The organism is Alteromonas sp. ALT199, from assembly GCF_018619335.1.
GTDB lineage: Bacteria > Pseudomonadota > Gammaproteobacteria > Enterobacterales > Alteromonadaceae > Alteromonas.
In genome coordinates this window covers 35,169-56,280 of sequence record NZ_JAHHDX010000077.1, presented here as the reverse complement: position 1 = coordinate 56,280, position 21,112 = coordinate 35,169, and the positions used below count along the sequence as shown (strand labels likewise).

17 protein-coding genes are annotated in these 21,112 nt (G+C 42.5%); 12 read left to right on the top strand and 5 right to left on the bottom strand.

The window, feature by feature from the left end; translation table 11 throughout:
• Positions 1–373 precede the first annotated feature (373 nt).
• The 6 genes from KL866_RS08005 to KL866_RS07980 all read left to right on the top strand — a co-directional run bounded on the left by KL866_RS08005 (position 374) and on the right by KL866_RS07980 (position 6,881).
• The gene (locus KL866_RS08005) at positions 374–1,648 is read left to right on the top strand and encodes a hypothetical protein (protein WP_214994500.1); all 1,275 of its coding nucleotides are present in this window, start codon (positions 374–376) and stop codon (positions 1,646–1,648) included.
• A 162-nt stretch (positions 1,649–1,810) separates the two neighbouring features.
• Complete coding sequence (locus KL866_RS08000) at positions 1,811–3,118, top strand: sugar ABC transporter substrate-binding protein (RefSeq protein WP_025254157.1); 1,308 nt, start codon at positions 1,811–1,813, stop codon at positions 3,116–3,118.
• 67 nt (positions 3,119–3,185) lie between these two features.
• On the top strand, positions 3,186–4,058 hold the full coding sequence (locus KL866_RS07995; RefSeq protein WP_025254158.1) for a carbohydrate ABC transporter permease: 873 nt from the start codon (positions 3,186–3,188) through the stop codon (positions 4,056–4,058).
• A gap of 3 nt (positions 4,059–4,061) precedes the next feature.
• The gene (locus KL866_RS07990; RefSeq protein WP_214994498.1) at positions 4,062–4,892 is read left to right on the top strand and encodes a carbohydrate ABC transporter permease; all 831 of its coding nucleotides are present in this window, start codon (positions 4,062–4,064) and stop codon (positions 4,890–4,892) included.
• Positions 4,893–4,904: 12 nt separating this feature from the next.
• Positions 4,905–5,945 carry an ABC transporter ATP-binding protein gene (locus KL866_RS07985; RefSeq protein WP_025254160.1) on the top strand — a complete coding sequence of 347 codons (1,041 nt, stop codon included), beginning with the start codon at positions 4,905–4,907 and terminating at the stop codon, positions 5,943–5,945.
• Between the two features lie 231 nt (positions 5,946–6,176).
• The gene (locus tag KL866_RS07980; protein WP_214994496.1) at positions 6,177–6,881 is read left to right on the top strand and encodes an HAD family phosphatase; all 705 of its coding nucleotides are present in this window, start codon (positions 6,177–6,179) and stop codon (positions 6,879–6,881) included.
• 14 nt (positions 6,882–6,895) lie between these two features.
• Here KL866_RS07980 and KL866_RS07975 read toward each other — a convergent pair whose 3' ends face one another.
• Positions 6,896–10,057 carry an EAL domain-containing protein gene (locus tag KL866_RS07975; RefSeq protein WP_214994493.1) on the bottom strand — a complete coding sequence of 1,054 codons (3,162 nt, stop codon included), beginning with the start codon at positions 10,055–10,057 and terminating at the stop codon, positions 6,896–6,898.
• Between the two features lie 234 nt (positions 10,058–10,291).
• Between KL866_RS07975 and KL866_RS07970 the strand changes: the two genes are divergently transcribed.
• From KL866_RS07970 to KL866_RS07950, 5 genes are all read left to right on the top strand, one after another.
• On the top strand, positions 10,292–10,495 hold the full coding sequence (locus tag KL866_RS07970) for a DUF4405 domain-containing protein (RefSeq protein WP_214994485.1): 204 nt from the start codon (positions 10,292–10,294) through the stop codon (positions 10,493–10,495).
• Positions 10,495–10,806, top strand: coding sequence for a hypothetical protein (locus KL866_RS07965; RefSeq protein WP_214994483.1), 312 nt, complete (start codon positions 10,495–10,497; stop codon positions 10,804–10,806). Before KL866_RS07970 ends, KL866_RS07965 begins: the two co-directional genes overlap by 1 nt.
• A complete protein-coding gene (locus tag KL866_RS07960) occupies positions 10,781–11,692 on the top strand; it encodes a LysR family transcriptional regulator (protein WP_214994482.1) in 912 nt (303 codons plus the stop codon). The genes KL866_RS07965 and KL866_RS07960 overlap by 26 nt, the downstream gene beginning before the upstream one ends.
• Positions 11,693–11,802: 110 nt before the next feature.
• The gene (locus tag KL866_RS07955; RefSeq protein WP_214994480.1) at positions 11,803–12,777 is read left to right on the top strand and encodes a TonB-dependent receptor plug domain-containing protein; all 975 of its coding nucleotides are present in this window, start codon (positions 11,803–11,805) and stop codon (positions 12,775–12,777) included.
• Positions 12,778–12,865: 88 nt separating this feature from the next.
• Complete coding sequence (locus tag KL866_RS07950) at positions 12,866–13,324, top strand: TonB-dependent receptor (RefSeq protein ID WP_214994472.1); 459 nt, start codon at positions 12,866–12,868, stop codon at positions 13,322–13,324.
• 78 nt (positions 13,325–13,402) lie between these two features.
• Here the strand turns inward: KL866_RS07950 and KL866_RS07945 are convergent, their stop codons facing one another.
• Together KL866_RS07945 and KL866_RS07940 are read right to left on the bottom strand one after the other, a co-directional pair.
• Entirely contained in the window at positions 13,403–15,643 is a 2,241-nt protein-coding gene (locus KL866_RS07945; protein WP_029661335.1) for an alginate lyase family protein, read from the bottom strand.
• Positions 15,644–15,933: 290 nt separating this feature from the next.
• Complete coding sequence (locus tag KL866_RS07940; RefSeq protein ID WP_214994465.1) at positions 15,934–16,866, bottom strand: AEC family transporter; 933 nt, start codon at positions 16,864–16,866, stop codon at positions 15,934–15,936.
• Between the two features lie 273 nt (positions 16,867–17,139).
• Here KL866_RS07940 and KL866_RS07935 point away from each other — a divergent pair, with 273 nt between their 5' ends.
• The gene (locus KL866_RS07935) at positions 17,140–18,900 is read left to right on the top strand and encodes a diguanylate cyclase (protein ID WP_214994463.1); all 1,761 of its coding nucleotides are present in this window, start codon (positions 17,140–17,142) and stop codon (positions 18,898–18,900) included.
• Here KL866_RS07935 and KL866_RS07930 read toward each other — a convergent pair.
• Together KL866_RS07930 and KL866_RS07925 are read right to left on the bottom strand one after the other, a co-directional pair.
• The gene (locus tag KL866_RS07930; RefSeq protein WP_025254170.1) at positions 18,897–19,928 is read right to left on the bottom strand and encodes a substrate-binding domain-containing protein; all 1,032 of its coding nucleotides are present in this window, start codon (positions 19,926–19,928) and stop codon (positions 18,897–18,899) included. The two genes, KL866_RS07935 and KL866_RS07930, sit on opposite strands and share 4 nt — an antisense overlap.
• A gap of 42 nt (positions 19,929–19,970) precedes the next feature.
• On the bottom strand, positions 19,971–21,062 hold the full coding sequence (locus tag KL866_RS07925; RefSeq protein ID WP_214994461.1) for a polysaccharide lyase family 7 protein: 1,092 nt from the start codon (positions 21,060–21,062) through the stop codon (positions 19,971–19,973).
• Positions 21,063–21,112: the final 50 nt, after the last annotated feature.

The window sequence follows — 21,112 nt, the reverse complement described above, 5'->3', positions numbered from 1 at the left end:
AAACCTCAATTAAATTAAAATTTTAAGTGTTTCTATCGAATCTTTGATAAAAACTTGTTAATTTTTTGGTTGACGAGGGTAACAAATAATGGTCATATTCTCGCATGTTGAGCATTTGATCTTTGTGTGAGCATTTGGGTTTTAGTGATGTTTTTCCCGACCTCTCCAAGATACGAAGACTCTTCAAAAATTACACTCCACACAATTACGAAAGAATAAAAGAGGGTTCACAATGGGACTAAATACAACGAACGACATGGCGCAACTAACCAAGTACTCGAAACGAGCATCTCTGAGTTTGATTGCTGCCGCTGTAATGGCTGCAACCGTGCCGACGTTAGGTATAGCGCAAGAGCTAAGCCAAGAAAAGCCGATGTATGTACCACCTAGTGAACCCAACGAATTTCTTGATGGTCGAGTTCAAGTTAACTTCTTAGCTATGCAGAATTATCAGGCTATCCAAGCCAAAGACGGTGCGTTCCGCCCAGAGGATGAAACCCAGTCTGACGGTTTCGGTCGTCTTCGCGTTAACTTAATGTTTAAGTTCAAAATTACCGAAAATATTACTGCCGATATTGATATTGCAGAAGAGCCTAATGACTTCGGTAATAATGGAGACAGAGACTTCTCATTTCACCAAGATTTTGCCGGTGTTGAATTTGATATGCTTGGTTTGACTGGCTATGAAAAAGAGAACGCTAGCCTTATTTTACGAGTAGGCAACATTGGTGCTTCTCCTTTCCAGTTTAAAGGTTTCCAAGACGGTGCGGACAACCAAGGTAACGCACTTATCGGTAACGGCATTAACGACTACGCCACTGCCGAAAACGGTATTCAACTAAGCTATACCGAAACCTTCGATAGCGGAATTCTTCGCTCATACAATGTGGCGGGTCACATGACTACGTCAAGCTTTGGTGAAGCTTTCCAAGAAGAGCGTGGTTACAACTACCGCTTGCAAGGTACCTTGGAATTTGAGGGTGGTTTTAAAGCCGGACTTAACTTCTTCAATGCTAATCAAGGGGATCAACTTGTATTCGAAAATGGTTTAGCCAGCTTAGATGGCGTTACCACGACCAACTATCGTTTTGGTGACGGTGAAAACTATAACTTTTCTGCGTCTGCCTCCAGTGAACGTGATACTCACGTAGGCGCACTACCTGGACTTAATCAATCAATTATGCAGCTTAACTTGGCGTATCAGCCAAGCGACCAAACCAGCGTTATTTTAATGCTAGGTAAAGCAACTGATGATTATACATTTGCAGACGTAGACGGTAATGCTGTTGCAGGTATCACTTACTTCGGTAATGAAGGCGTGTTAGACCCAACCGGTACTACGTTCGATTCTAACCAAGTCATTGAAGCTGATTCGTCAGTCGAGTACTGGGTTGTAGAAGCGCAGCAGTACATCATTCCAGAGAAGCTCTATGTTGCTGCACGTTATGCAGAATCTGAAAATACGTCAGACCTTATTGAGCAAACAGATAACGACGTAACCCGTTTACAGGTATCTGCGGGCTATTGGATTAACGACCGCACCCTTTGGAAAGTGGAATACGTAGACCAAGACGAAGGCGTTAATTCTGGTGGTCAGATTGGTGCTGGTTTCGACGGCCTAACTTCTGAAATTTCAGTTAAGTTTTAATCGCTAGCCGAGTTTTAACCAAAAAGGTTAGGCACTGAGTTGCTTCGCTGTCTAACCACCTAATTTACTTTAATACCTCTGATTTTCTTATCCCCGCGTTAACCCAATTTGGGCGGGGAGGGGAAAGTCATATCTGAAAAGAGTACAAAGGGGAGAGACCCGATGTTAAAAAAACTATCTTTGATAATAGCCAGCGCACTAACTATTAATGCGGCAGCGCAGGCAGAAACTATCACTATCGCTACAGTAAATAATGGCGACATGATCACTATGAAGTCGCTTAGCAGCGAGTTTGAAAAGCAGCACCCTGATATTGACCTTAAATGGGTAACGCTAGAAGAGAACATTCTTCGTCAGCGCGTTACTACTGACGTTGCTACTAGCGGTGGTCAATACGATGTAATGACGATAGGCACCTATGAAGTACCGATTTGGGGCAAGCAGGGTTGGCTTACTGAACTTAACGGGCTAGGTGACGATTACGATATTGATGACTTATTGCCCGCAATTCGCAGCGGTCTTTCAGTAAACGATAAGCTTTATGCTGCGCCGTTTTATGGTGAAAGTTCAATGGTGATGTATCGCACCGACCTAATGGAAAAAGCGGGCTTAGAAATGCCAAAAGCGCCTACATGGAGCTTTATCAAAAAAGCCGCTGCAGCAATGACCGATAAAGATGCTGGTGTATACGGCATTTGTCTTCGCGGTAAAGCCGGTTGGGGCGAAAACATTGCGCTATTAACCTCAATGTCTAACTCCTTTGGTGCTCGCTGGTTCGATGAAAACTGGAAGCCGCAGTTCGACTCTAAAGCGTGGAAAGATACGTTAGAGTACTACGTAGATGTGATGGATAAATACGGTCCTCCTGGCGCTTCAGCCAATGGTTTTAACGAAAATTTAGCGCTCTTTCAAACCGGCAAATGCGGCATGTGGATTGACGCTACAGTAGCGGGTGGCTTTGTAACTAACGAGAAAGACTCTGAAGTTGCCGACAAAGTAGGTTTCGCGCTAGCGCCAGATAACGGTTTGGGTAAACGCGGAAACTGGCTATGGGCCTGGACTTTAGCAATCCCATCAAGCAGTAAGAAAACCGATGCGGCAATGAAGTTCATTAGCTGGGCAACATCAAAAGGTTATTCAAACCTTGTTGCAGACAAAAAAGGATGGGCGAATGTCCCTCCGGGCACACGTACCTCACTATATGAGAACGACGCTTATTTAGAAGCTGCGCCGTTTGCACAAATTACCTTAGATTCAATTAATTCTGCAGATCCGAAAAATCCAACAGTAGAGCCTGTACCCTACGTAGGTATTCAGTTTGTCGCAATTCCTGAGTTCCAAGGTATTGGCACTGCGGTAGGTCAGCAGTTTAGCGCAGCACTAACCGGTCGTATGACGGTAGACCAAGCTCTGCAAAGCTCACAGCGTTTAGTTGAACGCGCTATGCGCAAAGCACGTTACCCAAAATAACCAGCGTTAACCATAGGGAAAGTGCTCTATCGCACTTTCCCATTTAATAATTATAAGAGGGCTAGTCATGGCGACCACACAATCTCGTACTTTAGCCAAAATCATGCTTTTCCCTTCGGTCTCTTTGCTTTTAGCATGGATGATCGTGCCTCTATGCATGACCCTTTATTTCTCGGTATTAGACTATAACTTGCTAATGCCGGGCGATAACGAATTTATCGGCTTTCTCAACTACGAGTTCTTTTTAACTGACCCCGCGTTTATCGAGTCATTTTTTAACACCCTGCTGCTGGTAGGCGGTGTGTTGTTTATCACTATTTGTGGCGGAATTGGCTTAGCGGTTTTATTAGACCAGGCAATATGGGGGCGAAACTACGTACGCATTATGGTACTTGCGCCATTTTTCGTTATGCCTACAGTATCGGCGCTGGTATGGAAAAACATGTTCATGAACCCAGTGAATGGTCTGTTTGCTCACTTCGCTGAGTTCATTGGCGTAACCCCTATCGACTTTTTTGCACAACTGCCTTTGCTATCAATAATTATCATTGTGTCGTGGCAGTGGCTACCGTTTGCTGCACTGATTTTACTTACTGCTATTCAATCGCTTGACCGAGAGCAACTAGAAGCGGCAGACCTTGACGGTGCCGGTCCATGGAGCAAGTTTGTATATATCGTGTTACCTCACCTTTCTCGCGCGGTTACGGCAGTAATTTTAATTGAAACGATTTTCTTGCTATCGATTTTCGCTGAAATTTTAGTAACGACCAGCGGTGGCCCTGGATATTCATCGACCAATATTACTTACCTTATTTATACCCAGTCGCTTCTTCAGTTTGATGTAGGCGGTGGTTCTGCAGGCGGCATTGTGGCAGTGGTCATTGCCAACATAGTCGCTATTTTCCTAATGCGCCTTATTGGCAAGAACTTAGAGGGATAAGTAATGGCGATTAAAGATACGAATAAATCAAAACTTATCTACACCCTTGCGGCGTGGACAGTGAGCGGGATGATTTTCTTCCCCATTCTTTGGACGATTATTACAAGCTTTAAAACTGAGTCAGAGGCCATTTCTGCTTCGCCTCGTTTGTTTATGTTCGATTGGACGCTGGAGAACTATGCTGAAGTACTTTCTCGGTCTCCTTATTTCGACCATTTCATGAACTCGGTTGTGATTTCGCTTGGGGCTAGTCTTCTTGGGTTGCTTATTGCTATTCCAGCAGCTTGGTCGATGGCCTTTGTTCAAACTAAGCGCACAAAGAACCTACTTAAGTGGATGCTCTCTACCAAGATGCTTCCACCGGTAGGCGTGTTAATTCCTATTTACCTGCTATTTCGCGATTTTGGATTACTAGATACACGCATTGGTTTGGTCATTGTAATGACGCTTATCAACCTGCCTATCATGGTGTGGATGCTTTATACCTATTTTAGGGAAATCCCTAATGAAATCTTAGAAGCTGCACGTATGGATGGCGCTGGAATAAAGCAAGAGATCTTTCAGGTGCTGTTGCCGATAGCGCTACCAGGGATTGCGTCAACATTATTGTTAAACGTTATCTTGGCATGGAACGAGGCATTTTGGACACTCATTCTTACAGCGGCTAACGCAGCGCCTTTAACAGCATTTATCGCCAGTTACTCAAGCCCAGAGGGGTTATTTTACGCAAAACTATCAGCCGCCTCAGTCATGGCCGTGGTGCCAATTCTTATTCTTGGTTGGTTTAGTCAGAAACAGTTAGTGCGCGGCTTAAGCTTCGGCGCAGTTAAATAGGAGAGCTTCAAAATGGGAAGTATTACCTTAAAACAAGTAACAAAGAGCTTCGGCGACGTTAACGTGATTAAGCCGCTGGATTTAGAAATTCGAGACGGTGAATTCATCGTGTTTGTTGGACCGTCGGGTTGTGGTAAGTCAACCTTACTACGTATGATTGCGGGCCTTGAAGACACCACAAGCGGTACTATCGAAATTGATAACCAGGACGCGACAGACATGCCGCCAGCTCAGCGGGGTTTGGCTATGGTGTTTCAGTCTTACGCCCTTTACCCTCATATGTCGGTAAGAAACAACATTGCGTTTCCACTAAAACAAGCGAAAGTGGAGCCTGCAATCATTGAGCAGAAAATTGAAAAAGCGGCGAAAATGCTTAACCTTACCGACTACCTTGACCGTAAGCCGGGTCAGCTTTCGGGCGGGCAGCGTCAGCGTGTTGCTATCGGTCGAGCTATAGTACGCCAGCCTTCAGCGTTCTTGTTTGATGAGCCACTGTCGAACCTAGATGCGTCACTTCGCGTGAACATGCGCCTTGAAATATCTGAGCTTCATAAAAGCTTAGATACCACCATGATTTATGTTACTCACGATCAAGTTGAAGCCATGACCATGGCCGACCGAATTGCGGTATTCAATGGCGGTATTATCGAACAAGTAGGTACGCCTTTAGAGCTTTATCAAAAGCCAGTAAACCAATTCGTGGCAGGCTTTATCGGCTCACCAAAAATGAACTTTATTAGCGTAGATGCTAAAGCGGGCGACCCAACGTGCAGCTTGGGTGTTCGTCCAGAGCACTTCAAGATAACAGAAGAAGAGGGCTTGTGGACCGGCAGAGTTGGCGTGATTGAACACTTAGGATCTGAAACCTTTTTACATGTTCATGTTGACGGTGTCGGTACATTAACAGTGAAAGCTGATGGAGATTGTAAAGTCGCTTATGGTGATATCATTCACTTGGCGGCAGCTGAAGAAAAAATCATGTACTTCGACAAAGATGGCGTAACAATCCCCGAGTTGTCGTGGGGGGAAGAACACCCGTCTTCAGCAGCATAGTGGTATTGCTTGGAAATTGAATATTAGGCCCTAATTTATACATCGCAAGTGCTCTATTTTTTGAGCACTTTCATCATATGCGAGTTTTTGTGTAAATAAGGCCTTTCACCTTTTCACATCAATATATGAAACATCGAAAACACGGTTAACAACGCTATTGAATAAATAACGGTAGCGCGTAATGGCACAAGATATATGTGTAACAACGGTTAGGAAAAGCAAGGAATAAACATGGAACAGAAAAAGCCAACAGCAACATACACCGATATAGAGTTGGTTATTTTTGACTGTGATGGAGTACTTATTGACAGTGAAATTTTGTGCAAGAGCGTGCTTATCTCTATGCTACAGGACCTTGGCGTAAAAATAGATGGCGATTACTTTGATAGGCACTTTTTAGGTAAAAGTTATGATTCTGCAAAAGCGCAAATTGCGGAAGATTTTGATATCAGCCTTCCCGTAGCGTTTAGGGATGATTATTTAACTGCGTTACTGGCCGTATTTGCCGAAGAGCTTGCGCCAACTAATGGTTTGGAAGATTTATTGCATCGTCTCGTTTTGCCCAAATGTATAGCGACAAGCAGCCATCCCGAGCGAGTGGCTTTTTCTTTAAAAACAACGGCACTAGACAGCATTTTTAATAGCGATATAACCACAAGTGCTGAGGTTACAAGAGGGAAGCCTGCGCCTGATATTTTTCTATTGGCGGCAAAGAAAATGGGCGTATTACCTGAAAAATGCCTAGTCATAGAAGATTCTGATGCAGGAATAATTGGAGCGTTAAGCGCTGGAATGAAGGTTGTAAAATACACCGGCGCCAGCCACTTTGAGGGAAAGCAGTCTAATTCCTTTGGCGAGGTTCCAGTCATTAATAGTTGGTGTGCGTTGCCTGAGCTTTATCCAACTTTGTTTGATGATTACAACAGGGGCCGTTGAAAGTTCCCCCGTTTCTATATGGCTTCCCATTCTTTGTTTGCTGCCCACTGTTGTAACCATATCGATAAGTTGTTAGCAGGCATCGGGCGCGCGATACCGTAGCCTTGAGCGAGTTCACAACCTAAAGCTATTAATGTTGCGCCATGTTCACGGGTTTCTACACCTTCAGCAATAACGTCGCGGTTGAAAGATTTAGCCAATGCTATTACCCCCTTAACAATGGTTTCGTCTTCAGGGTCTACCAGCATATCGCGCACAAAACTTTGGTCAATTTTGATAACTTCAGCAGGCAAACGTCTTAAATAGGTAAGAGATGAATAACCCGTACCGAAGTCGTCTATGGCAAATTTAACACCTAAACATACACATTTATCCATTATTTCTGCTACACGATTGATATCGCCTAACTCGCTGGTTTCAAGTACTTCCAGCTGTAACGATGAGGGGGGAGTATGCAGCGTTTCAGATAGTAAGTGGGCGAGACGAGATGGAAAATTTCGTTGCTTAATCTGTAACGCAGAAATATTGACACTAATTTTGAGGTCGATGCCTTCTCGTTTCCATAACTCGTGTTGACGCAGTGATTCTCTTATAACCCACTCCCCAATTTCAATGCTAATTTGGTGGTTTTCGATAGCCGGTAAAAATTCATTGGGAGCAAGTAACCCGCGTTCAGGGTGCTGCCAACGGATTAAAGCTTCTACTCCAATCACAGCTTTCGAACGCATATTCACTTTGGGTTGATAGTAAAGTTCAAATTCTTCTTCTAACAGCGCTCTAGATATACGCTGAAGTAATTCGTGCCGCACTTTAATCGCGTCTTCTGACTCTATATCGAACAAGTGAAAGCAGTTCTTTCCTTTTTGCTTTGCTAGATACATAGCTTGATCTGCGTGTCGAATTAGCTGGTCGGCATCAGTGTTATCAGTGGGGTAAACAGTAACACCTATACTTGCAGATACTTTTAATTTGTGGTCTTGGTAAATTACCGGCTTAGAGGCCTCTTTTAGCATATTTCTTACGATATTCATAAAGTCGTTAGCTTGCTCTAGATTCGCAAGCACGGCCACAAATTCATCGCCACCGAAGCGAGAGATTGTATCGGTATCGCGCAAAGTGCTTTTAAAGCGTTTTGAGAGGGTAACAAGAAGTTCATCGCCAATACTGTGGTCAAAGTTATCATTTATTTCTTTAAAGCCATCTAAATCAAGGAGAACAACCGCAACAAACTTACAGTCTTTCTGGGAATCAAGCAGTGCTTTGTCTAAACGTTCAGCCAGAAGGGAACGGTTGGGTAGGCTAGTGAGCACGTCATAATGTGCCATTTGCTCTAAGCGATATTGCTGCTGTTTAGACTCAGAAATATCGCTGAAGATAGCAATGTAATTTTGCACATCACCGTGAGCGTCTTTGACGGCGCTAATCGTCAACAGCTGGGCGTAGATTTCGTTATTCTTTCTCCTGTTCCAAATTTCTCCTGTCCAGTAACCCTCATTGGTAATTGACGCCCATAGTTCAGCATAAAACTCAGCAGATTGTTTGTCCGACTTAAACATATTTGGGTTTTTACCTAAAACTTCGGTGCGCGAGTAACCCGTTATTTCCTCGAACGTTTTGTTTACATCAATAATGTTGGCGTTACCGTCTGTGATAAATATGCCTTCTTTGGCGTGCAAGAAAACGCTAGCCGACAGCCGAAGTTTGTCCTCCATACGTTTATTCTTTGTGATGTCCTGCACTAGAGACATTACACTTATGGCATTTCCAGAGAAGTCTAAAATTGGCGTGCTGTACCATTCACAGGTAATGGTTTCTAGCAAACGAGTAACATTGTCATTTACTTTGCGAACCGGTTTTTTTCCCTCAAGCAATAGCGTGAATACACTATCAATTTCATCTCGTAGTTCTGATGGTACAACTAGTTCAGATGCATGCTTTCCTATGGCTTCATTTTTGCTAAAACCAAAAATTGATTCAGCCGATTTGTTCCAATCAATACAAATAAAGTCCGTGTTCCAAGTAACGCAGCCCAAGGGCGTATTTTCAATATGACTAGCCAACATGTCTCTACTTTTCTGGAGCGAAACTTGACTATCCACCATTTTTTTTTCTGCGTCTAACCGCGTTTTAGCCATCTGTGTAAAACGTTGTTGTAATTTTTTTAGCTCTATACTGCCATTAGGTGTGGTGTTATTAATTTCTTTGCCTTGGGCAAGTGCTTTAGTGGACTGAAGAAGCGTTTTTATTGGTATTAAAACATTCCTTCTTATGAGCCAAACTGAAACGCAGACGAAGAGTAAAACGACAGAGGTCAAGATTAGAGAGGTTTTTAAAAGTCTTTTATCAATATTCTCAAATACATGTTTTAGCGGAATACCAATAGTAATATTGATATGTTGACCATTATCAAACATGGGGTGCTTTACGAAAACTCTTTGATAAGGGCCATCGCTTAAGAAAGCGTAGCCTTCTGACACCGCATTTTTATATCTACTCGTGTTGTCTTGAATGTCCAGCGCCGTGCCTAAAAGGTTATTACTTGTTGGAAAAGTCGCTAAAATTTTATTTTGGCTGTCGGTTATATAGGCAACTGTATTAATAGGTAGGTAAGACTCAGAAAGTATTTCATTCCACCAGTCTAAGGATATAACGGCTACAGCCACGCCAACTAAATTACCTCGCTTGGAATCCAAAACGGGATAGGCAAAATTGATACTCGTTAACTTGGTCGCACGGTCTATTTGAAACTCGCCAATTGAAAAACTTCGAGTGGTGAGTGCTTTTTTTATGTATGGGCGGTCGTATACGTTTACTGAGTGCTTTAAGGGCTGTGCATTACACAGTAGGTTACCGTTTTTATCGGGAACGCCTAAATTAACATAATTGCTGTTTACTTTAATTACGTTAGCTAGAAAACGGCTGCATTGTTCAGAGCTAGGTTGTTGTACTGCATCAAATTGCGCTAAGTTATGAAGGAAAGCACGCGTTTCATTTATTATTTTTGATTGAATTTTAGAGTGTGTTCTTGCGGTATTAATTGCTTGGTTTATGGCTGAGTTTATCGCTTTTTCTCTTTCAGCATAAGCGTTGTAGAAGATGCCAAATAACCCAGGTATAGCGGTCACTACGATGAGTAGGATTATACGTGCCTGAAGTGTTTGAAAAAGTCGCAACATGTAATTTTATTAAATCCGTTTAACGAATGTGGATAAACAAACACCAGTATTTACGATACTACTAACCCAAATAAAAACATCGTTAATAGCGTGCTAGTTTCTGTTAGGTTTGAGTATAGTAAAAATACAATAAATGAGTAAAGGATAACTAAATGTCTATTTCAACAAAGGGTTAACTTTTAATGTATAGGCTATAAAGCTTCATTAGAATTGCTCTGTAACCTTTATTTATTGATGATGTTTGTCTTAGTTAGTGGTTTTTTAGTGTCTGTTGCATTGTTTCCTGCACTAGGTATTCCATTAAATATTCAGGATTTCTGGTCGAAGATGCATCATGATTCAGCCACGTTAATCATGCCTATTTTAGGTTTACATTTAGCATTTCATTTTCGTTGGATTAAAACGCTCATTGTGCAAATGAAGAAAAAGGCATTGTAATGAAGTTTATTAAGAAAGATTGGAAGTCTCGAACGGCTATCGTTGTTGGTATATCTGTATGCATAGGGTTGCTAATGATAACTCTTGAGCAAACTCAATTTGCTCAAGACATTAATGCTGCGGGTTATCAACACGGCGGCGAAGGCAAACCCGACATTCCAGCAGCGATTCTCTTTATATTGCCTTTTATAAAAGCCTTAGTGTTAATAGGTGTGCCGCTACTGATTGCTCGCCTCTTGGCTAGTATTTTGCGCCTAGTTTCACGCAAGGGGTCTCGGAAAAATAGTGGATATCAGCAAACTAGATCTTAACCTTCTCATTGTTTTAAAAACGCTGCTCCATGAAAAGCATATTAGCAATACTGGGTTAACGCTAAATATGAGCCAATCGTCGGTGAGTCGAGCACTTAAAAAGCTGCGCGAACTGTTCGATGACCCTTTACTTACGAGAGTGGCTGGGCAATACGTGCTCACAGAGAAGGCAAAGTCTTTAGAAGGAGAATTAACCCACCTATTAGCAATGGTAGAGGGAATGCTTAACAAGCAGAGCTTTACCCCACTAACCAGCCGAGCCACTATCAAACTGTTTGGCTTACCACCACAAATGAGCGTGTTCATAGAGCCCCTTATTAGTGAAATCAGACGCCAGGCCCCAGGCCTCTCCCTTGACATTGATTCTACTCCCAAACCTCAGTTCAATGGATTGATAAACGGAGATGTCCACTTCGTTGTTAGTGGTCATTCTCCACAGAATGCGGAAGATAAAATTCACAGACTACCTCTTTTTAAGCGAAACTTTGTGCTGCTAATGGCGCAAACTCACAGACTCGCCACCAAAGACATTACCATTGAAAGACTGAAGGACTGTCACTTCGGACAAATATCGACCCAAGGGGAAAGCGTACTTCCCATAGCAGAGAGTCTGGAAAGCTTAGGCATAGGCAATGTATCTACGCCTGTAAAATTGAAACACTTCTTTAATATTGGTGGATTAGTAGAGAAAACTGATATTATTTTTTATCTACCTGAACACCTTGCAGAAGACATAGCAAAAAACCATAACGTAGCCATTCGCAAAGTACCTTCCTCTATAAAGTCAGAATACTCGCAGGTTTATCTTTATTGGCACCAGCGCGTCCATACAGACCCCTTATGTTTGTGGTTCAGAGAACTCGTTAAAAGTCGCTTTCAGTACTGAAATACTCACTATGCATGTTGTGCATAAACTATTGGTTGCCGCGGTCCTCTCAAAAGCATTTAATGCAAACCATTCTTAATAGCATTTGAATTTTTAACAGGGGATATGTTTTGTCGCGTTTCGAATTGAGCACACTGAGTTTTACAATTAGCGCTTTACTAACTGGGGTGTCTTCTACAGTAAACGCTGACACTAATGCAGTAGTGTCTGTAGACGATAAAGAAGAAACCGAAGTCATTGAAGTGTGGAGCACAAATATTATCAACTCAGCGCTAATAGAAGATGATATTGAAAAGAAACAAGCGGCACACCTAAGCGACCTATTACGAGATCAAGCCGGTCTCGATATTGGTGGCTCACACTCTATTGTGCAGGGAATTAATATTCGCGGTGTGGATGATTTAGACCTGAATATTACTATTGATGGGATCTCGCAAAACAATAATATGTTCCATCACGCTGGCAACCTTTTAGTGAATGCCGATATATTGAAAGCCGTAGATATCAATGTCGGTACCAACTCGGTGCTAACAGGTGGGTTATCGGGTGGCGTGGCTTTTGAAACAAAAGATGCCAAAGACTTATTACTACCTGGCCAGGAATTTGGAGCCCGCCTTCATACCGATGTTGCTTCAAATGACTACTGGGGTGGCTCAGGTACGGTTTTTACACGCATTTCTGACAACGTAGACGCTATGCTGTATTACACCTATACCGATAAGGATAACTTCGATTCGGGAACTGGTCGCGAAGTGACCGGGAACGAAGGGCGAACTTATAATGGAGTATTAAAGTTAGGCTGGGACGTTAATGCGCATAATCGCCTTATTTTTTCATATGATAAATATAACGACCGCGGCGACTATTACGTAAAAACCAACTTCGGTGCTGAATTTGCTGAAGATACTAACGCTGAAACTCAAGACATTGATTACACAAGAACAAGTACCTCTATCGCTCATGAATTAGACTATGGTGATGCCATTACCATGAGAAGTACACTTTATAAAAACGAGTTGAGCTACGTGACCTTGGGAGTTGAGGGTAACTCGGAGCACACTGGCTATAATGTGCTAGCTACGTAGACTACACCACAGTATTCGATCAAAGCCTTAAAGCTGAAACCGGCATTAATAAAACGCTGGGCGTTGCTTATTTAGAAAAGGACGTCCAGTGGGTCTATACGCCAATTCAGGCGACTATGATATTGATGGATTCGAGTCGTCTATCTCCCTTCGAAAGGATCTGTTTAATGCTCGATTAAGTTACTCAAAATCAGATTCTAAACACCTAGAAACAGTTGACCAGTTGCGTTACGAAGTGGGGGATAGTATTGCGCTAAACCTTGGGTACGACATGCCTGATTATGACTTGAATGTTAACTGGACAACACTTGTTACACTAGCTGATGATTCAGTATTCAGTGGTGCTGATATCCACAAAGCTGGTTACCAAGTTCACAATATCACCATGCAATGGCTACCTAGAGATATAAGTGCACTTACTGTAACCCTTGGGGTACAAAACTTATTCGATAAAGCCTATTACTCCCATGCATCTTATAGCAGCGATACAGTACAAGATTACGAAACAGGGCGGAATTTTAAATTATCGGCATCTTACTTATTCTAATAAGACGATATCTAACTACAAAGGCCTCAAATTGAGGCCTTTTTTAAATGACTTAGGGGGGCGCCAAAAAAGTGAGCGCTATTTATAAAAATATGGCCCACTCCAGCTGTATTTTTGACCTTCAATAGTGACAGAGTGCTCAGAATCTTTATCGCTGTTGCTATTGGCTATGATAAATAGCTGTGTACCGCCCTTTACGTCGGTAATACGCACGCCTGTGTACGCGTCGCTATTTAAAACCACCTCAAGATTTTTGATACTGCTTCTTGAGTTTATCGACGATTCGCTCACCGGACTGTAAGAACCATGTGGTTCTACTACAGAAACAAACACCGTATCCTGGGTATCATTTCGCCTAAGCGTAATAGCTGCATCGCGACGCAGGTTGAATTCTGGATCGTTTGCGCCAATACGAGTTAAGTATACCTGGTCGTCTGCTTTAGTAACCGAAGTCAGCGTGTAGTACTTCCCATGCTGAAGCCATTGGAACTTAGTATTGCCTTCACTTGCGTTACCCTTGCCCTCTACAAATAAATGTTGATAGCCATTTTCATCACCAAATGGTGCCAATGTGGAAGGTGATTCGTGAGTAAAGCTCTTATCAATTATCTGACCCATGTAATAGAAGGGCAGGTCGTATTGATTTTTCTTATCAGAATCAACGCGTAAAATGTCTAGTACAAACGGCTTTTCAAAGTTTTCGTCTTTGATCACGGCCATAGTACGGTGCATTAACGTACCCGGGTAGGCATTTTCTTCTGTCGCACTAACCACTTTTACATTGTCATTTTCTGCGTCGAAAGTGAAAAGATCAGAGTGATGTTGGCTGGCAACCTCATACTTCCCGTCAAAATGCTTTGTACCATTTATTGATAGAGTATTATGTGCAATGGTTGTCTTAGCCCACGTGGTGTTTTCTTTTAGATAGTTACCACCGCCTTTTTGACCGATATTCACAAAGCGAGCTAGTCCATAATCTTGCAGGACTTCCTCACCTTTTTCGTACAATGAGAAGGATAACTTATCGTAGTGACCGTGACTTAAACCCTGCGCAGCATACTTAAACACAAGCGTTAGGTCTTCATTGCCATAACGCAAAATGCCTACACCTCCTTGGTCACCGTTAGGTCCGTCACTTAAATTCACGGAAGACTTTACAAAGGGAACCGCTTTGCCATCTCGAATATCAATAGCGGCTTCAAGACCCGATTCTTGAAGAAGTACTTGTCCTTGCTTTTCTACCACGCTTAACAAGCGAGGATCTTTCTCTCCATAAAAGTAGGCGAGGTCTACTGCGGTAACTAATGAAGCTTTCTTATAAGACATGCCCTTTTGAGCATCGTTAAGCGGGAAGAATTCGCCATCTGCGTCAGAAAGGTTAAGAAGTGCATCGATACCTTTTAACAACACATTGTCTTTATGCTGTAGTACTTTTAAGTCTGGACGATTGTTTTCCATCGCCAGCGCAAGTATTAGGAAAGGATACATTGCATAGCGCTGATAGTAAGGCCCTTCGGTATAGTAGCCATCTGGAGAGAAGGGCTCTTCTAAATTAGCAAAAAAGCCCTTACGCTGACCTTCTACTTTAATAGTGCCGCCATCGTTGTCTTTACCGCCTACTTCTAAGCCGTCGTCTTCAATACCATAAAGCGCACGTTGTATAAGCTCTTCATCGTTCATAACAAGGCCAATCATGCCTACGGCAGCAATGCCCCAGGTACTGTGGTTGTGAACGCGATTAAAAAATTGTGGGTTTTCTAATGAAATAAAATCGGCAAACGGACGGAAGAGATTGTCCTCCAGTGTTGTACGTTCATCAGCAGATAAATAATCGTAAATAGCATCATAAGCTTGGCTCATATAAACCAGCCAATTGCTGTCGTTTAGGCATTGCCAGAACAATTTACCCCGCGAATATGAGCGCTTTTGCGGGTGAAGGGGTAAGTCTTTGTACATGGCTTCATATTGAAACAACATGTCACGAATATATTTAGCGTACTTTTCATCTTCTAACACTTGATAAAGTACGCCAGCTTTTTGCGCAATGAAGAAGTTTTGTTTATGGCGCTGGTGGGTGTAGCCACCTGAGAAATCCTTTGGAATGGGCGTATCAATACCCATTGCAATTTCGGCATCTACTTCTTGCTTAACGGTTGCCAAACTTTTATCAAACAGAGGAACTTCACCCAAATTGTCTCTCATTCTTTCTACGCCAGGCTCGGTAAGAATAAGACTAGGGTGACCTTTTGCTTCGCTAGCAAAAGACGACAGACTGATACCAACAGCTAGCATGGTAAGGCTAAATTTCTTAATGTTCATTGTATTTATTTCCTTGTTATCAAATAGCCATTGATGAAAACAGGCAACAACGGATGTAGGGTAAAAATGTTGTTATTTAAAAATGACAATTTGTAATAAACACAATAACAGAAGTGAAAGAAGAATGGAGCAGACCAATTAAATATTTTGGTAAATTTTGTAATTTAATTGGTAAGACAGGTTTGGTGGTCTATTGCTCGGATTTAATAGCTCTGATTCTATTTACCCTAAAAGTTGTGATAAAGACGATTGCAAAATAGAGCTATTGAACAAGGGCTAGAGCGTATTCGTCACACCAGCTGTAATTTGCTTAGTATTCCAAAGGCTAGGGCGGTAATAGGCAAAGACACTAATGTGCTGACTGCGATAATGCTTGCCGCTAAGCGATAATCACCGCCCAAGTTTCTCACCATTACATAGCTTGCCGCCGCCGTGGGTGAAATCGCGAGAAGTAGAACAATGCCAAGCTCCATTCCTTTAAAACCGAAAGCATAGGCAAGAGCGACCAATATAGTTGGGTAAACCACGCATTTGCTAGTTGTACTAAGCACAATATTAAACCAGTCACTGGAAAACGAGCGGAACTGAAGTGAGGCGCCGGTACATATAAGTGCAAGTGGCAGGGTAAGTTGAGCGAAATATTCTCCTGTTTTAACGACTGTATCCGGGAGCTGCCATTCAAAGTATGAGAAGGGCAGAGCGGCAGCGATAGATAAGATTAACGGGTTTTTCGCCATGCCGGTAACTTGGCCCATTAATGATCGCGAGGTACCTTGGTAAAAGTTCAGAACAAAGACCGAAAGTACATTAAATAAGATGGTAATACACCCCATGTAGACAGACGCTACCGCTAGACCCTCTTGCCCATAGGTGTTAGCGCAATAGGCTAAGCCAATAATACCCATGTTGGCTCTAAAGCCCCCCTGTACAACTACACCTCTGGCTTTGTAAGGGTGTACTGACATGTGAGAGATAATCATGAGCGCAGCAAATACAATAAGTGTTCCTATCACTCCCACGCTTATAAGAGATAAATTAGCGGCTTTGGAAAAGTCAGCCCGCGCAATTGATAAGAACAGTAGAGCAGGGAGCGCAACGTTAAATACGAGTTTAGAGCCAGCTTCAATAAACCCTTCATTAAGCCACTTAATTCGGAAAAAAAGCCAACCCATTAAAAGAAGGATCAATACAGGAATAAGCGTACTGGTAATAAAGCTAAGCATAAAAAGAACGAATGCCTTTAGGTTTATGGGAAATAGAACAGTAAATTGCTGCTTTGTGAATAGGCAGAACGAACTATAGTATGCCAAGCTTCTGCATCTATGCATAAAGTAAATGTGTAATTAACCAAAGAAAAAGCGGTTACATTGTTTTCTAGCCAATAAACTTATTCACAATCCTTGTTAATAAGCGTAACTTAATATTGATGTTAGCAAGGGTGGACCTTTTTTATTGTCGGCCCTGTATCTGAATCCCCTATTAGAAAGAGCTGATGTATGAAAGCATTTTTTTTCTTTGTCGGCTTGGTAATAGCACATAGCATATGGGGTTGGTTTTCTGACGCTTACGCGCAGGAAGCTGTGGCATTAAATAAGATGGAGTTGGTTAATCACAAGCTTTGGATGTACTTAGAAGACGGTAGTACGTTATCTGCCGACGCTATTTTTGACAAATATAAGCAGAATGATTTAGTTAAAAATACTGACGGGCGGGTTAGTTATGGGTTTACGAGTAACACCATCTGGGGCGTGTTAGAAATTGATCAAAATAATTATAGTGGTTTTGCTAGTCGCGCTACTGAACACAGCCTAGTAACAGTTCCATTCCTTCCTCTCAAGATAGAGGTAGATAATGCGTGGCTAGATGACATCGACATCTATTTCTTTGAAAGCGGTCAAAGAAAACATCATGTTAAGCTTGGTGACAGTCAAGCGCATAGTGCTCGTTTTGAAGATGCTCGTATGCCATCACTTTTCTATCGGTTTACCCAGCCAGATACGTTAGTGATATTTCGGTTTGCTTCCCAAGACCCAATGACTATTCCCATTTATGTCGGACCTTCCGGCGCGGCAAAAGACAAGTCTACGGAAAATGCATATTTTTATGGCGCTTTATACGGTGCGCTTGTCATTCTACTGGTATACAACCTAGTTTTATATTTTTACCTCAAAGAACGGCGCTACCTGCTTTATTCACTATATCTTTTGTCGTTTCTGGTCTTTAATTTTACCTACACAGGCCACGGTTTTTGGTGGGTTTGGTCAGAGTCAGTATTCCTTCAGCAGTGGCTCATGCCATTGTTTATGTTTTTGTATCTATTCAGTGCGGTCAGGTTCACCATTGAGTTTCTCAATACCCAACTTTACTTACCTAGGCTTTATCGGATTAGGAAGTATATTTATAGCGCACTAGTAGCTCTTGCGGTGATAATCGTGTTGGTGGGCAGCCGCTCTTTTGCGGTGATGTCACAACTGGTGGTACTGACATCAATTGCGGTTTGGATGCTGTGTATCGGAATACTAGCCTATCGAAATGGGGACACCCTTGCAAAGTTTTTCCTCCCCGCTATTTTGTGCGGAACGGGTGGCGCAACGGTGTCGAGTTTGGCCACGTGGGGTCTTATTCCCTATTCAAAGTGGGCATTCAGAGGTATTGAAATTGGCATGGTATTGGAAATGTCTCTACTGTCTATTTCACTGGCGTTTAACTACAAGCAAGTGCAGCAAGCACGAAAAAATGCTGAGCGCGACGCAAGGCTCGACCCACTAACCTCTCTTTATAACAGGCGCGCTTTTGAAGATTTGGTGTACCCGATTTGGGAGCTCGGAAAGCGCAGCAATAAATTTATGTCAGTTATGCTTATTGATATCGACTGGTTTAAAAAAGTTAACGATAAGTATGGTCATGACATGGGAGATAAGGTGCTGCAAAAAGTCGCAGAAGAAATTAAAGGGCAGGTCAGAGGCTCTGACATTACTTTTCGCTGGGGCGGAGAAGAATTTTTAGTCTTTTTACCTAATACGCGTGTTCAGTACGCTAAACAAATAGCCGAGAACTTACGCATGCATCTATTTACTCACGATATCAATAAGCTGCTGCGAGTGACAGTAAGTATTGGTGTGGCAGGCACCTCTCCGGGCGAAGAGGATATCAACGTTCTAATTAAAGAATCAGACCAAGCCTTGTATTTAGCAAAAGCGAACGGACGAAACAGGGTGGTGTTATGGAACGAAGGAGTGGAAACATCCACTCCTTAAAACTTTGCTATGCCTTTCGCCGTTGAGCAAGATTCCCTGAGTACTAGCTCACAGGGCACTAAAGTACGGGTGTTGAAGGCTTTTCCGCTTTTAATCTTGTTCAGCAACATACTCGCAGCTTCACTACCTATTTCGTAAGGTTGTTGTCTTACTACTGTTACGGGAACCCTGAAAAACTCTGCCATAGGAATTTCTTCAAAACCTAACAACGAAACGTCATCGGGAATATTAATATTTGCTTGCTCTAACGCCTTTAGCACATCAACAGTGATAGCAATTTGCTGAGTGAAAAAAGCAGTGGGCGACAGATCTGATTTAAGAAGCTCTACAGGAGAAGCGGCTAAGCCCTCAGTTCTGCTCCAATGAAGGATCAGTTCTTCCTTAACCGGCAGGTTGTGCTTGTTATGAGCATCTACAAATCCTTGATATTTTTCTTGGCGTGACTTTACCGTTTCAAACTGCTGGGTGACAAAGCAAATATCTTTATGCCCTAATTCGATGAGATACTCTGTGGCTTCAAATGATGCGCGTTTGTAATCAGCAACAACAATACCCGTATCGCAGTCGTCGTGCTCAAGCTGAAACTGAACTACTGGCACAGTATTTTTAGAAATATCTTCGATTAACTTCGCGTTGTTGCCACACGAGGCAATAATAACGCCGTCTACATTAAGCTGGCATAGCGTAGTTAGCGCACTCTTCTCAGTTGCGGGGTCGAAGTCAGAGTTATAAATAAATAGGTCGTAGCCATGCTTTTTACAATAATCGTCCATGCCTCGTATTGCTTGGCTTGTGTAATAACTCGCGATATCGCGAACAATAACCCCCAATGTACGAGTTTTATTGGTTTTTAAACTGCGCGCAATATTGTTAGGTACATAATTTAATTCCTCGACTGCTTTTTGCAATCGTAAGCGGGTATCTAACGACATGAAGTCGAAGCGTCCATTTAAAAATTGAGATGCGGTACTTTTTGAAACGCCGGCTTTTGTCGCAACGTCTACAAGTCTTACTTTGGTTTTATTCATTTAATGTTCTCTAACTGCTTACGTATCAAATGGTTTTCCGCATTACTTAGGTGCTACCGCGTCACCCAATTGTAAAGAAGAAAATGAAACACTGGTATAGTTACCTGCTTTTTTATCTACGTCCCAATTACCTGTACCGGGGCAAGCTGGATAGCGAAACGTTGGCGCATCCTTTGTGCTGCATTGGTTATACGCACCAACCTTGAAAAACAACCAGTCGTTTTTATATCCAATAGGGTCGTCATACTCATCAATATTTCCAGAAGCATCTACATTATCTGCAAGATTTATTTGATGCTTCACCGTGGGGTGATTTGCAGCAGAAAAGGTAAGGTACATGGTATCGCCATAAACATTAATCTCGTAGCTAAACGATTCACCTAAGGCTATGCCGTCACTGCCTGGATCGGTGTTAGTGTTCCAGCCATCTCCCCATACCGGGTAAGCAATGTCGATGCGCTCTGGATGGCTTTCAGGAAGGTTTCTTTCGTAGTTCCAAAAAACAGTTCCTGTTTCGTGGTTAGGGTACTTTTTGTAGTAAATTTTAAGAGGCTCATTACCCCAGCCAAAGCCAGCGTCTTCCGTTTTTTCATCATTTAATTTTGCAGCATGAATCTGACCCACTACCACGGAATAAGCGGGTGGTTTGTCGGCATACTTTGCATTTAACGACACGTGATTAACTTTAAGTGTGGCCTGCATTCGCCCGCCTACAGCAGCAAAGTTTTCGTTATTCGGCGTGGAGGATAACGCGAAGTAATTACGAGGGCTTTCATAACTAGGTACTTGCCCATTTTCGCTTGTATAAACTTGTCTAAGTTCACTACGCGTGTTTGTTGATGTGGGCGATGTAAAGCCTTTGTTAGGAGCAACAAATACCATATTGTTGTCTGCATCTAAGTAAAAGAACGTTTCGTGCTGATAGTATTTGAGTGCGTTGTTTTTAACCCGATCTGCTGCTCCATCACCGTCTTCATCAACAGGAAGCATGATATTCCACCCACTCAAATCGAATTTATCACCGGGTACTTGGATGGAAGTGCCTTTTTCTTCAGGTTCTGATTTGCCGTTGCATCCTACAATAGTGAAGGCAATTAGGATGTTAGCCGCAACTAATGGCGTTCTTGTTTTCATAGAATTAACCTAGGGAATTTGTTATAGATTGGGGTAGAGAAAATAGCGCT

Excerpts from the sequence above, each read along its gene's own strand:
- KL866_RS08005 (WP_214994500.1), top strand. The coding sequence starts at position 374 with ATGTATGTACCACCTAGTGAACCCAACGAATTTCTTGATGGTCGAGTT.
- KL866_RS08000 (WP_025254157.1), top strand. The coding sequence starts at position 1,811 with ATGTTAAAAAAACTATCTTTGATAATAGCCAGCGCACTAACTATTAAT.
- KL866_RS07995 (WP_025254158.1), top strand. The coding sequence starts at position 3,186 with ATGGCGACCACACAATCTCGTACTTTAGCCAAAATCATGCTTTTCCCT.
- KL866_RS07990 (WP_214994498.1), top strand. The coding sequence starts at position 4,062 with ATGGCGATTAAAGATACGAATAAATCAAAACTTATCTACACCCTTGCG.
- KL866_RS07985 (WP_025254160.1), top strand. The coding sequence starts at position 4,905 with ATGGGAAGTATTACCTTAAAACAAGTAACAAAGAGCTTCGGCGACGTT.
- KL866_RS07980 (WP_214994496.1), top strand. The coding sequence starts at position 6,177 with ATGGAACAGAAAAAGCCAACAGCAACATACACCGATATAGAGTTGGTT.
- KL866_RS07975 (WP_214994493.1), bottom strand. The coding sequence starts at position 10,057 with ATGTTGCGACTTTTTCAAACACTTCAGGCACGTATAATCCTACTCATC.
- KL866_RS07970 (WP_214994485.1), top strand. The coding sequence starts at position 10,292 with ATGATGTTTGTCTTAGTTAGTGGTTTTTTAGTGTCTGTTGCATTGTTT.
- KL866_RS07965 (WP_214994483.1), top strand. The coding sequence starts at position 10,495 with ATGAAGTTTATTAAGAAAGATTGGAAGTCTCGAACGGCTATCGTTGTT.
- KL866_RS07945 (WP_029661335.1), bottom strand. The coding sequence starts at position 15,643 with ATGAACATTAAGAAATTTAGCCTTACCATGCTAGCTGTTGGTATCAGT.
- KL866_RS07940 (WP_214994465.1), bottom strand. The coding sequence starts at position 16,866 with ATGCTTAGCTTTATTACCAGTACGCTTATTCCTGTATTGATCCTTCTT.
- KL866_RS07935 (WP_214994463.1), top strand. The coding sequence starts at position 17,140 with ATGAAAGCATTTTTTTTCTTTGTCGGCTTGGTAATAGCACATAGCATA.
- KL866_RS07930 (WP_025254170.1), bottom strand. The coding sequence starts at position 19,928 with ATGAATAAAACCAAAGTAAGACTTGTAGACGTTGCGACAAAAGCCGGC.
- KL866_RS07925 (WP_214994461.1), bottom strand. The coding sequence starts at position 21,062 with ATGAAAACAAGAACGCCATTAGTTGCGGCTAACATCCTAATTGCCTTC.